This is a genomic window from Streptococcus sp. 2018WUSS126 (genome assembly GCF_044427425.1).
GTDB classification, from domain to species: domain Bacteria; phylum Bacillota; class Bacilli; order Lactobacillales; family Streptococcaceae; genus Streptococcus; species Streptococcus hashimotonensis.
Genome location: NZ_JAOTGB010000025.1, coordinates 15,154 through 29,635 on the forward strand (window position 1 = coordinate 15,154; position 14,482 = coordinate 29,635).

The following is a 14,482-nucleotide window of genomic DNA, read 5'->3' on the forward strand; positions in this document are numbered from 1 at the left end:
TTCAAATGATTAGGTAAGCAAGAAAAAAAGATGAGGGAATTATGAAGACGAAAATAACAGAATTGCTCGATATTAAGTATCCAATTTTTCAAGGTGGTATGGCTTGGGTAGCTGATGGAGATTTGGCTGGTGCCGTATCTAATGCAGGTGGTCTAGGAATCATCGGTGGAGGAAATGCTCCCAAAGAGGTGGTCAAGGCAAATATTGACAAGGTTAAATCTATCACGGACAAGCCTTTCGGTGTCAATATCATGCTTTTGTCTCCTTTTGCGGATGACATTGTTGACTTGGTCATCGAAGAAGGTGTGAAAGTTGTCACCACAGGAGCAGGAAATCCAGGGAAGTATATGGAGCGTCTCCATGCTGCAGGGATTACAGTTATTCCTGTTGTACCGAGTGTAGCCCTTGCGAAACGCATGGAAAAATTAGGGGTAGATGCTGTTATTGCTGAAGGTATGGAAGCCGGAGGCCATATTGGTAAATTGACCACCATGACCTTGGTTCGTCAGGTTGTTGAAGCCGTATCTATTCCTGTTATTGCTGCTGGAGGTATTGCAGATGGTGCAGGTGCAGCAGCAGCATTCATGTTGGGTGCAGAAGCGGTGCAAGTTGGAACTCGTTTTGTAGTAGCTACAGAGTCCAATGCCCATCAGGCTTATAAGGAAAAAGTTTTAAAAGCTAAGGATATTGATACAACTGTATCTGCTTCTATTGTTGGACATCCTGTGAGAGCTATCAAGAATAAGTTGTCATCTGCTTATGCAGCTGCAGAGAAAGATTTCTTGGCAGGTAAAATTTCGGCAGATGCTATTGAAGAACTTGGTGCAGGAGCACTCCGCAATGCAGTTGTTGATGGTGATGTAACAAATGGCTCCGTGATGGCTGGTCAAATTGCTGGTCTGGTTTCTAAAGAAGAATCTTGTGAAGATATTTTGAAAGACATCTATTATGGAGCAGCCAAAGTGATTAGAGAAGAGGCAAGCCGTTGGGCTTCAGTTGGAGAATAGGATGACAAAGACAGCTTTTCTTTTTGCAGGTCAAGGGGCTCAGACAGTGGGGATGGCTCGCGACCTTTACGAATATTCCCTGATAGTTAGAGAAACGTTTGACCAGGCTAGTCAGATTCTGGGGTATGACATTCGCGACCTGATTGACAATCAAGAGGATAAATTACATCAGACTCGCTATACCCAACCGGCAATTTTGACAACTTCCCTAGCTATCTATCGTTTGTTGGCAGAAAAGGGAATACAACCTGATATGGTAGCTGGTCTATCCTTGGGAGAATATTCAGCTCTGGTGGCATCGGGAGCATTGGCCTTTGAAGATGCGATTGCCCTGATTGCTAAGCGTGGTGAATATATGGAAACGGCTGCGCCAGCAGGGACTGGTAAGATGGTTGCTGTTCTCAACACAGATGTCAACTTGATAGAAGAAGTCTGTTCGACTGTTACCTCTGGGATTGTTTCCCCAGCCAACTACAATACACCAGCCCAAATCGTCATCGGAGGCGAGGTGGCTGCTGTGGATGAGGCGGTTGAATTGCTGAAGGAAGCAGGTGTCAAACGCATGATTCCACTCAATGTGTCAGGTCCTTTCCATACGGCTCTCCTGCGACCAGCGTCGGAGCAACTGGCTCAGGCCTTGGAGCAGGTGGAATTTGCGGACTTCCAAGTAGAGCTGGTCGGTAATACGGAAGCCAAGGTCATGAAAAAAGAGGACATCAAGTCCCTCTTGACCCGTCAAGTGATGGAACCAGTCCGTTTCTATGAGTCAATCACAACCATGCAGGAAGCTGGTGTGACTAACTTTATTGAAATCGGTCCAGGTAAAGTCTTATCAGGATTTGTCAAGAAAATCGATAAGACAGCGCATGTTGTAGCAATTGAAGATATAGCGGGGCTACAAATAGTATTAAACAAATCATGAGGAGGAATCATGGAATTAACAAATAAAAATGTTTTTGTAACAGGTTCAAGTCGAGGAATCGGCTTGGCCATTGCCCATAAGTTTGCCAGTCTTGGTGCCAATGTGGTGCTGAACGGTCGTGGTCAATTAGGGCAAGATATTCTGGATAGCTTTGCAGATTACGGTGTGAAAGTCCTAGCTATTTCAGGAGATATTTCAAGCGCGGAAGATGCCAAACGAATGGTGGCAGAAGCTATCGAAACCCTCGGTAGCGTCGATATTTTGGTCAATAATGCAGGGATCACCAAAGACGGTATGGCTCTTCGTATGACAGAAGAGGATTTTGAGACGGTTCTGAAGGTAAATCTTACTGGAACTTTTAATATGACGCAGGCTGTTTTGAAACCAATGACAAAGGCTCGTGAGGGTGCTATTATCAATCTATCAAGTGTATCTGGCTTGATTGGAAATGCTGGACAGGCCAACTATGCTGCTTCTAAGGCAGGTGTGATTGGATTTACTAAAGCCATTGCCCGTGAGGTTGCTGGGCGAAATGTTCGTGTCAATGCGATTGCGCCGGGCTTTATCCAGTCTGATATGACAGATGTTTTATCTGACAAGATTAAAGAAGCTATGACTGCACAAATTCCTATGAAACGCTTTGGTGCGACAGAAGAAGTAGCTGATGTTGCTGTATTCCTTGCCAAGCAAGAATATCTAACAGGACAGGTGATTGCGGTTGACGGCGGCTTAACCATGCAGTAAGTTTCCTAATGAGAAAGGACTGAAAATGACAAAATTAAATCGTGTAGTAGTAACAGGCTACGGTCTGACATCTCCAATCGGAAATACGCCAGAGGAGTTCTGGGATAGTTTGAAGGCTGGGAAAATTGGGATCGGAAAGATTACCAAGTTTGATACCAGCGAGTACAGCGTACTTAATGCAGCGGAGTTAAAAGATTTTCCTTTTGACAAATATTTCGTCAAAAAAGATACAAATCGCTACGATAATTACTCGCTCTATGCACTCTATGCAGCTAAAGAAGCAATTGCTAATGCACAGCTGGATACAGAGACAGTGGATAGTGACCGTTTTGGCGTTATCTTATCAACAGGTATCGGTGGTATTTTGGAAATTGAAGAGCAAGTGGCTCGGATGAACGAAAAAGGTCCAAAACGCATTCGTCCCATGGCTCTTCCAAAAGCCTTGCCAAACATGGCGGCTGGAAATATTGCTATGCAGGTCGGTGCAAATGGTGTCTGCAAGTGTATCATCACAGCCTGCGCTTCATCAAATGATGCCTTAGGAGAAGCCTTCCGTGAAATCAAGTTTGGTTTCCAAGATGTGATGCTGGCAGGTGGAGCAGAAGCAGCCATTACTCCGTTTGCAATCGGTGGTTTCCAAGCTTTGACAGCTATGTCGACTACTGAGGATCCAGAACGTGCGTCTATTCCCTTTGACAAGGACCGCAATGGTTTTGTCATGGGAGAGGGTTCCGCGGTTTTAGTATTGGAAAGTTTGGAACACGCAGAGGCGCGTGGAGCGACGATTTTGGCTGAAATCGTTGGTTATGGAAATACTTGCGATGCTTACCACATGACTTCTCCACATCCAGAAGGTCTGGGTGCTATTAAGGCCATGAAGTTGGCCATTTCAGAAGCAGGTTTAGAGCCAGCTGATATTGACTATATCAATGCCCATGGTACTTCGACACCGGCTAATGAAAAAGGGGAAAGCCAAGCTATCGTATCCGTCTTCGGCAAGAACACGCCAGTTTCTTCCACTAAGTCCTTCACAGGTCACTTGTTGGGGGCGGCGGGTGCAGTTGAGGCGGCAGCTGTCATTGAGGCTATGCGTCATTCTTACGCACCAAAGACAGCTGGTACGACAGAATTATCTGAAGATATTGAAGCAGATGTCATTTATGGACAAGGGCGTGATATGGAAATCCGCCATGCCATTTCAAATACATTTGGCTTTGGAGGTCACAACTCAGTGATTGCTTTCAAACGTTGGGAGGCTTAAGTGAATATTACAGAAATAAAGGACTTGATGAGTCAGTTTGACCAGTCAAGTTTGCGAGAATTTTCATATAGCAATGCTGGGGAAACCTTGCATTTCAGTAAAAATCAGCAGGCGATAGTGGTTCCGAGTCCAGCGGTAGAAACTCCGCTTGTTCCAGTAGCTTCTGCAAGCCCAGCCCCTGTGCCAGCAGTTGAAATGAGTGAGCCAGCTCCAGTAGAAGCAGGTGCCAGCCCTGTGGCAGAAGGTGCGGTAGTGGAAAGTCCCTTGGTCGGCGTGGCTTATTTGTCACCAGCCCCTGACAAGCCAGCCTTTGTAGCAGTTGGCGATACGGTCAAAAAAGGTCAGACTCTCATGATTATCGAAGCCATGAAGGTCATGAACGAAGTGCCTGCTGACCGTGATGGTGTGGTCACAGAGATTTTGGTGGGCAACCAGGACGTTGTAGAATTTGGACAAGGATTGGTACGCATCAAATGATTGATATTTTGAAAATTAAAGAGGCTCTTCCTCATCGCTATCCTATGCTCTTGGTCGATCGTGTCCTTGAAGTATCGGAAGATGAGATTGTGGTCCTCAAAAATGTGACCATTAACGAGCCCTTCTTCAACGGGCATTTCCCAGACTATCCTGTCATGCCAGGTGTTCTCATCATGGAGGCTTTGGCACAAACCGCAGGTGTCTTGGAGTTGTCCAAGGAAGAAAACAAGGGCAAGCTGGTTTTTTATGCCGGCATGGATAAGGTTAAATTTAAGAAGCAAGTTGTACCTGGTGACCAGTTGATCATGACAGCTAAATTTGTCAAACGCCGCGGAACCATTGCGGTCGTTGAGGCAAAGGCAGAAGTGGACGGAAAACTGGCTGCGTCGGGGGTATTGACTTTTGCTATTGGAAAATAAATCAGTTCTCCATTTTATCTTTTATTGCGTCGACGAACGAGGAAACTTCGTTTCCTTATTTCCAACTTCAAATAATTTCATCATTATTTGAACTCGTTTTGCCGTACCCAAGTACTGTCTACAACAATTGATACGAATTTTATTCGTCTCATTTTCAATCTCCAAAGGTTTCCCAAACCTTTGGAGCAAGCACTAAAAGTAAAATGAAGAACTGCTACTGATAACCATTACTTAATATTCTCACCTTGAGATTGTTATAACAATTATTCTATGTTAAAAAGGAGATAGGATTCATCATGTTTGAGAAGATTTTAATTGCCAATCGTGGTGAGATTGCAGTGCGGATTATTCGTGCGGCCAGGGAGCTGGGGATTGCGACGGTGGCTGTCTATTCAGAGGCTGACAAGGAAGCTCTCCACACCATGTTGGCAGATGAGGCTGTCTGTATCGGACCTGCTCGTTCGACAGATTCCTATCTCAATATGCAGGCGGTCATCTCGGCGGCTGTTGTGACAGGTGCCCAGGCCATTCATCCTGGCTTTGGATTTTTGAGTGAAAACTCCAAATTCGCCACCCTTTGTGAAGAGGTTGGTATCAAGTTCATCGGACCTTCCGGAACGGTTATGGATACCATGGGGGATAAAATCAATGCTCGGGCGGAGATGATAAAGGCTCAAGTGCCTGTTATTCCAGGATCAGACGGTGAGGTCTTAACAAGCCATGAAGCTCTTGAAATCGCTGAAAAGATTGGCTACCCTGTCATGCTCAAGGCATCGGCAGGAGGTGGCGGTAAAGGGATTCGTAAGGTGGAAAAAGCCGAAGACCTAGTGCCTGCCTTCGAATCGGCATCCAGCGAAGCCAAGGCAGCCTTTGGTAACGGAGCCATGTATATGGAGCGGGTCGTCTATCCCGCCCGCCACATCGAAGTACAGATTTTGGCGGACCAGCACGGTCATGTCATTCATCTGGGAGAACGGGATTGTTCCCTTCAACGCAACAACCAGAAGGTCTTGGAAGAAGCTCCGTCGATCGCCATTGGCCAAACCATGCGGGACCGTATCGGTCAAGCAGCGGTGCGGGCTGCCCAGTCAGTTGGCTATGAAAATGCAGGGACCATTGAGTTCCTATTGGATGAAGCCAAGGGCGAATTTTACTTCATGGAAATGAACACACGGGTGCAGGTAGAGCATCCGGTTACCGAATTTGTTACCGGTGTGGATATTGTCAAGGAGCAAATCAAGATTGCGGCTGGTCAGGAACTCAGCGTCCGCCAAGAAGATGTGCGGATTACAGGCCATGCTATTGAATGCCGCATCAATGCTGAAAATCCAGCCTTCAATTTCGCCCCAAGTCCAGGTAAGATTTCCAATCTCTACCTGCCAAGTGGTGGTGTTGGTCTGCGTGTGGATTCGGCAGTTTATCCAGGCTACACCATTCCGCCTTACTATGATTCTATGATTGCTAAGGTTATCGTGCATGGGGAAAATCGTTTTGAAGCCCTAATGAAGATGCAGCGGGCCCTCTACGAATTGGAAATTGACGGAGTGGTGACCAATACTGACTTCCAGCTGGACTTGATTTCCGACAAACGAGTGGTGGCTGGTGATTACGATACTGCCTATCTCATGGAGGAATTTTTACCTCGCTATCAGGAAGATTTAAAAAAGTAAACTAGGAGAATGCTATGGCTTTGTTTCGCAAAAAGGACAAATATATCCGCATCAATCCCAATCGTTCGCGGATAGAGTCAGCACCTCAAGCAAAGCCAGAGGTGCCAGATGAACTATTTTCCAAATGTCCAGCTTGTAAGGTCATCCTTTACAAGAATGATTTAGGATTGGAGAAAACCTGTCAACACTGTTCCTATAATTTTCGGATTACAGCTCAGGAACGCCTGGCTTTGACAGTCGATGATGGTTCGTTTGAGGAATTGTTTACAGGGATTGAAACCAAAAATCCCTTGGACTTCCCCAATTATTTAGAGAAATTGGCAGCCATCCGTCAAAAGACAGGTTTGGACGAGGCTGTTTTGACAGGCAAGGCGACAATCGGCGGTCAGCCAGTTGCCCTTGGTATCATGGATTCGCATTTTATCATGGCCTCTATGGGAACGGTAGTTGGTGAGAAAATTACCCGCCTCTTTGAGTTGGCTACTGAAGAGAAACTGCCAGTCGTCCTCTTTACCGCATCTGGCGGTGCTCGGATGCAGGAAGGCATCATGAGCCTGATGCAAATGGCCAAGATTTCGGCAGCTGTGAAATGCCACTCAAATGCTGGGCTCTTTTACCTGACGGTCTTGACAGACCCCACAACAGGAGGTGTGACAGCTAGTTTTGCCATGGAAGGCGATATTATCCTAGCTGAACCGCAGACCTTGGTTGGTTTTGCTGGACGACGGGTTATTGAGTCAACCGTTCGGGAAAATCTGCCTGACGATTTCCAGAAGGCTGAATTTTTACAAGAACACGGCTTTGTTGACGCTATTGTCAAACGTCAGGACTTGCCTGCGACCATCAGTCGCTTGCTGAGAATGCATGGAGGTGTTAGATGACCAGTGATGTAGCACGTATGATCCGTTTGGCACGTGACCAGGCTCGCCTGACCACCTTGGACTATGCCACACAGCTCTTTGATGACTTTATCGAATTGCACGGCGATCGCAATTTCCGTGATGACGAAGCTGTAGTGGGTGGCATCGGCTTTCTAGCAGGTCAGCCTGTGACAGTCATCGGTATCCAAAAAGGCAAGAACCTCCAGGATAACCTCAAACGCAACTTTGGGCAGCCCCATCCTGAAGGTTACCGCAAGGCCCTTCGCCTCATGAAACAGGCGGAGAAGTTCGGCCGTCCCGTTGTCACTTTTATCAATACCGCTGGAGCATATCCAGGTGTTGGTGCTGAGGAGCGTGGACAGGGGGAGGCCATTGCCCGCAACCTCATGGAGATGAGCGACCTCAAGGTACCCATTATCGCCATTATTATCGGTGAGGGAGGCTCTGGTGGAGCACTTGCACTGGCAGTCGCAGACCAGGTCTGGATGCTGGAAAACTCCATGTATGCCGTCCTCAGCCCTGAAGGTTTCGCCTCTATCCTCTGGAAAGACGGCAGTCGGGCCATGGAAGCGGCAGAGCTCATGAAGATCACTTCCTATGAGTTGGAGAAACTCCAAGTGGTCGATCGGGTTGTTTTGGAAAATGGCAGAGCGACCAAGGAAGTCTTGTCTGACATCAAGGAAAACTTGGTCAGCCAGTTGGCCCAACTGCAAGCCTTACCACTTGATCAGCTACTCGAAAACCGCTATCAACGCTTTAGAAAATACTAGGAAGACCTAGTATTTTTTTGCTAGATTTGATATAATGGATAAAATAATTTTCAGGAGGTTTTCCATGTTAGTAAAAGCAGATCTATCAAACGCAGAAGAATTATTGCCCATTCAACACCGAGCCTTTGCAGCCTTGTATGAAACCTATCAGGACCAATACAACCCTGCCATTGAAACTATGGACTACTTCCAATCACGCTTTGCACGACCAAATTGCAGCTACTACAAGATTGTCGAAGAGGTTCAGACAGTCGGACTGGTACGAACAACGGTCGCTGAAGATGCAGACCAGGGCTGGCTAGGTCTGATTGGCATTGACCCAGACCACAGAGGAAAAGGCTATGGTCATAAGGCCATGTTAGAGTTAGAACAACTCTATCCGACAGTCAAGCGGTGGGTACTCTGTACGGTTTTACAGGAGCCTAGATTGGTCGCTTTCTACGAAAGTCTAGGCTATAAGGCTATCAAAACCGAGCCTGAGCAGGAAGGCATGGATATGGTCTATATGGAGAAGTGGATAGGAGGTTCAGATGCTTGAACAGTGTCATAGATACTTGGATTATCAAGGAGTTCATTATTGCAAGCCTGAAAAGGCAGGAGCTTCGGTAAGCGACATGACAACCTTAAGAAACTTAGCACAGGCAGCACGCAAGGAGTTTCAGACATTAAGTTTAGCCTTAGCTGAGCAAGTCAGTCCCTTTGTGCCAGAAAGAGTTAGTCAATGGATGAACCAAGCCCAGATTTGCAGACCGCATTTTTGGACCTATTACCGCCTACCCTCTGCTAGTCCGTCGGCCCCAGCTTTCGCCATTCGTCTGTATGGTAAGGGAGCTGAAGCGGGGATTTCAGTAGAAGTTAGCTTCATTGAGCGAAAGAAGGTAGAGACCTCTCTTTTTCAGCAAAACCGTGTGCTGAACTGCCCGATTCAGGCACCACTTTATTACTGGGTGCAAGAGGGAAAGGTATTTTATCGCTTGGATGGAACTGAGGAGAATAGGCAGATTTTACTAGAAGCCGTCGAAGCAGGACGCGTTCGAAAAGTACTGGTCAAGTATGATGTACCATTTAGAACGACTGCCTCTGAAGAGGAGCTGCGAAAACGCTTGACTAACGGCTTTTCTCTACTAGAACCTTATCTGAATATGACAAAACCCACCGAATAATCAGTGGGTTAATGGCAGACAAGCATCGTCATGATGTTTGTTTTTTTCTTGGGATAGGTTATGGCTTAATCACATCAACCCCACCCATGTATGGACGGAGAACTTCTGGAATGGTGACAGAACCATCTTCGTTTTGGTAGTTTTCAAGGATGGCAGCCACTGTACGGCCAACTGCTAGACCAGAGCCGTTAAGGGTGTGGAGCAATTTAACCTTGCCGTCAGCAGCATCGCGGTAGCGGATTTGGGCACGACGAGCTTGGAAATCCTCGGTATTTGAACAGCTTGAGATTTCACGGTAGGCATTTTGGGCAGGAATCCAGACTTCCAAGTCATAGGTCTTAGCAGCTGAGAATCCCATATCACCTGTACAGAGGGCCAAAACGCGGTAAGGCAAGCCTAGCTTTTGGAGAATATTCTCTGCGTTTGCGGTCATTTTTTCCAATTCATCGTAAGACTGTTCTGGTGTAGCAAATTTGACCATTTCAACCTTGTGGAATTGGTGAAGGCGGATAAGACCACGGGTGTCACGACCAGCAGAACCAGCTTCAGAACGGAAAGATGGGCTCATGGCTGTGAAGTAGATTGGCAGGTCTTTTTCTTCCAGAATCTCGTTGCGGTAGTAGTTAGTCAACGGCACTTCCGCAGTTGGGATGAGGACGAAGTTAGTGTCTGCCAACTCAAAGGTATCTTCCTTGAACTTAGGATATTGACCAGTACCGAACATAGAGTCGTGGTTGACCATGTAAGGTGTGATGATTTCTTGGTAGCCTTCTGCGATATGCTCGTCCAACATGAAGGTGTAGAGGGCACGTTCTAAGCGAGCACCCAAGTTCTTGTAGAAGAGGAAGCGTGCACCAGTTACTTTTGCGCCACGTTCCCAGTCCAGAATATCTAGGTCTTCGCCCAAATCCCAGTGAGCTTTTGGCTCGAAAGTGAATTCACGAGGTGTGCCCCAGCGGCGAACTTCCACGTTTTCTTCTTCATCTGCACCAACAGGGACAGAATCGTGCGGCGTATTTGGAAGAACTGCAAGAATGGCATTTAGTTTTTCATCAATTTCCAAGAGTTCAGCATCCAAGTTTTTTACATCGGCAGACAGTTTTTGCATGGCAGCAATCTTGTCGTCAGCATTTTCCTTGTTGCGTTTTGCTTGGGCAATCTCTGCTGAAACTGTGTTACGTTCAGCTTTTAATTCTTCTACAGTAACCAAGATTTCACGGCGTTTTGCATCCAATTCCTTGATGTCTGCCAAGGTTTCGGCAGCCACACCACGAGTATCTAATTTGGCAGCCACTCCGTCAAAATCTGTACGAATACGTTTGATATCTAGCATAGATGTCTCCTTTAGAATAAAAAACACAGAATGAGAGATGCTGGAGCGATATTTACCGCGGTTCCATCCAGCTTCACATTCTGTGCACTTGATTGTATTTTGATAATTTCATAACGGTAGAATTTCACAACTTTTTCCTATCTGCTCACAGCGACCGCAGACTTTCTGGAAGGAGCCAGATGCTACTTATCCGTTTCTACTATTATACTTGAATTTTTATTTTTTGGCAAATAGATTCGAAATTTTTCTGCCGATTGTTTGCATAAGAGTCGGTAATTTCACAACTTTTTCATTGCCGATATGCTCGCGGGCAATTTTAAGAATCTTACCAGAATCTTTAGATGCAAACAAGAATCGACTTTTCTCTGTATAAATTTCAAAATGACGGCTGATTGCTTTGCCAGAAACGTTAGCACCGATGCTAGTCATTTCTGACCAAGGAATCTGGATATAACGCTCAACGTTGCTATCTGGGTAGAATTCAAGTGCCTTGTCACCAATTAGAAATTTACCAACCTTGCCACCAAAGCCCATGTAGGAAACCCCTGTGGTTTGTAGTTCAACGCTTGTATTTTGTGATTGTGCCATAGTGCTCTCTCCCTAGATATTCATTATATCATAAAACCCCGCAAGAGCGGGGTCCTTGATTACATAATGTTGAAGAAACGAGCAAGAATACCTACGATGAAGAGACCGATAATCATTGTGATTGGTGTTACTTTCTTCTTAAGCAAGTGCATGCAGAGGAAAGTAAGGAGAAGTCCCATCAAACCAGGAATCAAGCTGTCCAACTGACCTTGTAATGTTTGAGCTTGAGTTGGTTCAAGGCTAAGTCCGCTAAGAGCTTGACCAAGAATACCTTTCAACTCAGCACCAGTAACAGTACCTTCTGGGAAGACGATGTAAGCACCTTCTGACAATTGTTTAGCAGGAAGATTTACAGCGAAAGTAATAGATACCCAGCGTTGAACAAGAACGGCAAGGATGAACATACCAAGGATTGAAGCACCTTTAGTGATGTCTTGAAGGATACCACCAGACATGTCTTTAGTGATTTCGCTACCAGCTTTGTAACCAAATTCTTGTGTGTACCATAGGAAGGCCATACGGATTGCGTTCCAACCAAGGAAGAAGATGATTGGTCCCATGATATTTCCAGATTGTGCAAGTGAAGCACCAAGGGCACCAAGGATTGGACGAACAGTAAACCAGAAGACTGGGTCACCGATACCAGCAAGAGGTCCCATCATACCGATTTTCACACCTTGGATAGCTGTGTCATCGATTTCAGCACCATTAGCACGCTCTTCTTCAAGGGCAAGAGTTACGCCAAGGATTGGTGAAGCAACGTATGGGTGTGTGTTGAAGAATTCCAAGTGGCGCTCAAGAGCAGCAGCTTGATCTTCTTTTTTAGTGTAAAGTTTTTTGATAGCTGGGATCATTGCATAAGCCCAACCTAAGTTTTGCATACGCTCATAGTTCCATGAACCTTGAAGGAAGGTTGAACGCCACCAAACTTTTTTACGATCGCTTACGGAAAGTTGAATTTTTTCTGACATGATGAATCTCCCTTCTCTTAGTAGTCTTCAAGGATGTCGCCGATTGGGTCGTTAGATGAAGCACCACCGTTACCTGATCCGCCTTGTTTTGACAAGTTGAGGTAGATAAGAGCGATTGCAACACCGATAACACCAAGTGCGATAAGTGTCAATTTACTGATAGCAGCAAATGCAAAACCAAGTGCGAAGAATGGCCATACTTCACGAGTTGCCATCATGTTGATAACCATAGCATAACCTACGGCAACAACCATACCACCACCAACGGCCATACCACCTGACAACCAAGCTGGCATAGATTCAAGAACTGCTTGAACAGCTTCTGCAGGAATTGCAAGAAGAAGAGCCGCAGGAATTGCGATACGCAAACCTTGGAGAAGGAGAGCAAATAAGTGGTAACGTTCTACAGCAGCGAAGTTTGCATCTTTAGCAGCATTGTCAGCACCGTGTACAAGACCGACTGAGATAGTACGAACGATCATTGTAAGGAAAAGACCAGCTACGGCAAGAGGGATAGCAGTTGTTGTTGCAACGGCAATACCTTCAGTTGAGAAGTCGCCACCTTTGATCATGATGATTGCAGCAGCTACAGAAGCAAGAGCAGCGTCAGGAGCAACAGCTGCACCAATGTTTGCCCAACCAAGTGCAATCATTTGTAGAGAACCACCAAGCATAACACCTGCAGCCAAGTTACCAGTCACAAGACCGATAAGGGTACAAGCTACCAATGGTTGATGGAATTGGAATTCGTCAAGGATACCTTCAAGACCAGCGAAGAAGGCAACGATGACAACGAGAATTGCAGAAATAAGTGTAATATCTGACATGTTGTAATCCTTTCTATACTAACAGATCGATTTATTGAACGTTTGCCTTGTTGATAAGTTCAAACAAGTCTTTCTTCGAATCGTTTGGTACTTTACGCACATCAAATTCAACGCCGAGGTCACGCAATTTTTCAAAGGTTGCAACGTCATCTTTGTCCATTGACAATACGTTGTTAACCATTGTTTTACCAGTTGAGTGAGCCATAGAACCAACGTTCAATTCTTTGATTTCAACACCACCTTCAATTGCTTCAAGAGCTTCTTGAGGAGTTTCGAAAAGAATCAAGGCGTGAGTGTTACCGAATCGAGGGTCTTTAGAAACCTCAATCAATTTCTTGATTGGGACAACGTTCGCTTTTACGTTACCAGGTGCAGCTTGTTTGATGAGTTGTTTACGCAATTCATCTTTGGCAACTGTATCTGATGCAACGATGATACGATCTGCTTTGGAAGCAGGAGTCCAACCAGTCGCCACTTGACCGTGCAAGAGACGAGTGTCGATACGGGCTAAGTTGATTTTCAACTTGCCATCACCGATAACAGTACCTGGAGGGATAGCACCTTGTAGTGCAACAGGAGCAGCATCGGCAACAGGAGCAGCTTCAGCTGGTTGAAGTTCTTCTGGAAGAACTTTGATACCATCTTTGGCTTCCTTGATAATGTTTGCCGCAACTTCTTCCACGCCAGCAGCAGCGTTAATCATACGCTCTGTGTAAGCTTGGATAAGCATTGGCAAGTTTAGACCGGTGATGATAGCAAACTTACGATCTGGATTTTCACCAGCTACACGGCTTGCTTGGTTGAATGGTGAACCACTCCAAAGGTCAGCCAAAACCAAAACTTCATCATCGGCATCGAATGCGTCCACGGCAGCATTTAGCTTAGCGTATAAATCATCTGGACCTTCACTTGGCATAAAAGTAACAACTTGTACTTTTTCTTGTTCGCCAAAGATCATTGAACCTGACTGATGAATACCAGCAGCAAATTCGCCATGACTTGCAATAATGATTCCAATACTCATTATTGATCCTCCTAAATTTTTCTTGTTCATGTAAAAACCATTGAATGGGCTTTCATGTTCGAACTATACCATTATAAAACGTTTTCAGTACATTTGTCAAGTAGGTTTGTGTTAAAAGTGCAAAATATTTCCGAAACTTTTCATAATCGTGTTTCAGAAAAGTGATAAAAATATGCAACGAATATGACAAAAACCTGACAGTTTATCCAATGTCATTAAGTTAACTAACCTATCACATTTTGTGGTGGGTTAGTTTTTATGTTACACTAAAAATAAAAGGGGAAAAGTCATGCTAGATCAGATTAAAGCTCATTTACTTGATAGTATTAACGACATCGTTTCCACCGCAAACCAGTTTGTGCTTCATCCTGAAAAAGATTTTAGTCGGAAAAGTCAGCTAACGATGAAAACCATGATTCAAGCTA

General features: G+C 45.4%; 16 protein-coding genes and 1 pseudogene. 12 read left to right on the forward strand and 5 right to left on the reverse strand.

Annotated elements, in window-relative coordinates:
• Positions 1-41 precede the first annotated feature (41 nt).
• From fabK to ODU34_RS09085, 11 genes are all read left to right on the forward strand, one after another.
• On the forward strand, positions 42-1,007 hold the full coding sequence (gene fabK, locus ODU34_RS09035; RefSeq protein WP_002938889.1) for an enoyl-[acyl-carrier-protein] reductase FabK: 966 nt from the start codon (positions 42-44) through the stop codon (positions 1,005-1,007).
• Between the two features lies 1 nt (position 1,008).
• On the forward strand, positions 1,009-1,929 hold the full coding sequence (gene fabD / locus ODU34_RS09040) for an ACP S-malonyltransferase (RefSeq protein ID WP_105179043.1): 921 nt from the start codon (positions 1,009-1,011) through the stop codon (positions 1,927-1,929).
• 9 nt (positions 1,930-1,938) lie between these two features.
• Positions 1,939-2,673, forward strand: a complete 735-nt coding sequence (gene fabG / locus ODU34_RS09045; RefSeq protein ID WP_105179044.1) for a 3-oxoacyl-[acyl-carrier-protein] reductase — start codon at positions 1,939-1,941, stop codon at positions 2,671-2,673.
• 25 nt (positions 2,674-2,698) lie between these two features.
• Positions 2,699-3,934 (forward strand): beta-ketoacyl-ACP synthase II, encoded by a 1,236-nt coding sequence (fabF, locus tag ODU34_RS09050; RefSeq protein ID WP_105138990.1) that lies wholly within the window; start codon positions 2,699-2,701, stop codon positions 3,932-3,934.
• Complete coding sequence (accB, locus tag ODU34_RS09055; protein WP_105179046.1) at positions 3,935-4,411, forward strand: acetyl-CoA carboxylase biotin carboxyl carrier protein; 477 nt, start codon at positions 3,935-3,937, stop codon at positions 4,409-4,411.
• A complete protein-coding gene (gene fabZ / locus ODU34_RS09060) occupies positions 4,408-4,830 on the forward strand; it encodes a 3-hydroxyacyl-ACP dehydratase FabZ (RefSeq protein WP_105179047.1) in 423 nt (140 codons plus the stop codon). Before accB ends, fabZ begins: the two co-directional genes overlap by 4 nt.
• A gap of 296 nt (positions 4,831-5,126) precedes the next feature.
• The gene (locus ODU34_RS09065) at positions 5,127-6,500 is read left to right on the forward strand and encodes an acetyl-CoA carboxylase biotin carboxylase subunit (RefSeq protein ID WP_105179048.1); all 1,374 of its coding nucleotides are present in this window, start codon (positions 5,127-5,129) and stop codon (positions 6,498-6,500) included.
• 14 nt (positions 6,501-6,514) lie between these two features.
• Entirely contained in the window at positions 6,515-7,381 is an 867-nt protein-coding gene (gene accD, locus ODU34_RS09070) for an acetyl-CoA carboxylase, carboxyltransferase subunit beta (RefSeq protein ID WP_105179049.1), read from the forward strand.
• Entirely contained in the window at positions 7,378-8,151 is a 774-nt protein-coding gene (locus ODU34_RS09075; RefSeq protein ID WP_105121249.1) for an acetyl-CoA carboxylase carboxyl transferase subunit alpha, read from the forward strand. The genes accD and ODU34_RS09075 overlap by 4 nt, the downstream gene beginning before the upstream one ends.
• A gap of 64 nt (positions 8,152-8,215) precedes the next feature.
• Complete coding sequence (locus ODU34_RS09080; protein ID WP_398578473.1) at positions 8,216-8,689, forward strand: GNAT family N-acetyltransferase; 474 nt, start codon at positions 8,216-8,218, stop codon at positions 8,687-8,689.
• Positions 8,682-9,314, forward strand: coding sequence for a hypothetical protein (locus tag ODU34_RS09085; protein ID WP_044758912.1), 633 nt, complete (start codon positions 8,682-8,684; stop codon positions 9,312-9,314). Before ODU34_RS09080 ends, ODU34_RS09085 begins: the two co-directional genes overlap by 8 nt.
• 58 nt (positions 9,315-9,372) lie before the next feature.
• Here ODU34_RS09085 and serS read toward each other — a convergent pair whose 3' ends face one another.
• From serS to ODU34_RS09110, 5 genes are all read right to left on the reverse strand, one after another.
• The gene (serS, locus tag ODU34_RS09090) at positions 9,373-10,647 is read right to left on the reverse strand and encodes a serine--tRNA ligase (RefSeq protein ID WP_105105803.1); all 1,275 of its coding nucleotides are present in this window, start codon (positions 10,645-10,647) and stop codon (positions 9,373-9,375) included.
• 216 nt (positions 10,648-10,863) lie between these two features.
• Positions 10,864-11,235, reverse strand: a complete 372-nt coding sequence (locus ODU34_RS09095) for a DUF956 family protein (protein ID WP_012027688.1) — start codon at positions 11,233-11,235, stop codon at positions 10,864-10,866.
• Between the two features lie 59 nt (positions 11,236-11,294).
• Positions 11,295-12,206, reverse strand: a complete 912-nt coding sequence (locus ODU34_RS09100) for a PTS system mannose/fructose/sorbose family transporter subunit IID (protein ID WP_024408274.1) — start codon at positions 12,204-12,206, stop codon at positions 11,295-11,297.
• A gap of 17 nt (positions 12,207-12,223) precedes the next feature.
• Entirely contained in the window at positions 12,224-13,033 is an 810-nt protein-coding gene (locus ODU34_RS09105; protein WP_044758915.1) for a PTS mannose/fructose/sorbose transporter subunit IIC, read from the reverse strand.
• A 31-nt stretch (positions 13,034-13,064) separates the two neighbouring features.
• Positions 13,065-14,057 carry a PTS sugar transporter subunit IIB gene (locus ODU34_RS09110; RefSeq protein ID WP_012775315.1) on the reverse strand — a complete coding sequence of 331 codons (993 nt, stop codon included), beginning with the start codon at positions 14,055-14,057 and terminating at the stop codon, positions 13,065-13,067.
• A gap of 289 nt (positions 14,058-14,346) precedes the next feature.
• Here ODU34_RS09110 and ODU34_RS09115 point away from each other — a divergent pair.
• Positions 14,347-14,482: pseudogene (locus ODU34_RS09115) on the forward strand (IS4 family transposase); the annotation flags it as partial.

Excerpts from the sequence above, each read along its gene's own strand:
- fabK (WP_002938889.1), top strand. The coding sequence starts at position 42 with ATGAAGACGAAAATAACAGAATTGCTCGATATTAAGTATCCAATTTTT.
- ODU34_RS09065 (WP_105179048.1), top strand. The coding sequence starts at position 5,127 with ATGTTTGAGAAGATTTTAATTGCCAATCGTGGTGAGATTGCAGTGCGG.
- ODU34_RS09095 (WP_012027688.1), bottom strand. The coding sequence starts at position 11,235 with ATGGCACAATCACAAAATACAAGCGTTGAACTACAAACCACAGGGGTT.
- accD (WP_105179049.1), top strand. The coding sequence starts at position 6,515 with ATGGCTTTGTTTCGCAAAAAGGACAAATATATCCGCATCAATCCCAAT.
- ODU34_RS09085 (WP_044758912.1), top strand. The coding sequence starts at position 8,682 with ATGCTTGAACAGTGTCATAGATACTTGGATTATCAAGGAGTTCATTAT.
- serS (WP_105105803.1), bottom strand. The coding sequence starts at position 10,647 with ATGCTAGATATCAAACGTATTCGTACAGATTTTGACGGAGTGGCTGCC.
- fabG (WP_105179044.1), top strand. The coding sequence starts at position 1,939 with ATGGAATTAACAAATAAAAATGTTTTTGTAACAGGTTCAAGTCGAGGA.
- fabZ (WP_105179047.1), top strand. The coding sequence starts at position 4,408 with ATGATTGATATTTTGAAAATTAAAGAGGCTCTTCCTCATCGCTATCCT.
- ODU34_RS09105 (WP_044758915.1), bottom strand. The coding sequence starts at position 13,033 with ATGTCAGATATTACACTTATTTCTGCAATTCTCGTTGTCATCGTTGCC.
- ODU34_RS09080 (WP_398578473.1), top strand. The coding sequence starts at position 8,216 with ATGTTAGTAAAAGCAGATCTATCAAACGCAGAAGAATTATTGCCCATT.
- fabF (WP_105138990.1), top strand. The coding sequence starts at position 2,699 with ATGACAAAATTAAATCGTGTAGTAGTAACAGGCTACGGTCTGACATCT.
- ODU34_RS09075 (WP_105121249.1), top strand. The coding sequence starts at position 7,378 with ATGACCAGTGATGTAGCACGTATGATCCGTTTGGCACGTGACCAGGCT.
- fabD (WP_105179043.1), top strand. The coding sequence starts at position 1,009 with ATGACAAAGACAGCTTTTCTTTTTGCAGGTCAAGGGGCTCAGACAGTG.
- ODU34_RS09100 (WP_024408274.1), bottom strand. The coding sequence starts at position 12,206 with ATGTCAGAAAAAATTCAACTTTCCGTAAGCGATCGTAAAAAAGTTTGG.
- ODU34_RS09110 (WP_012775315.1), bottom strand. The coding sequence starts at position 14,057 with ATGAGTATTGGAATCATTATTGCAAGTCATGGCGAATTTGCTGCTGGT.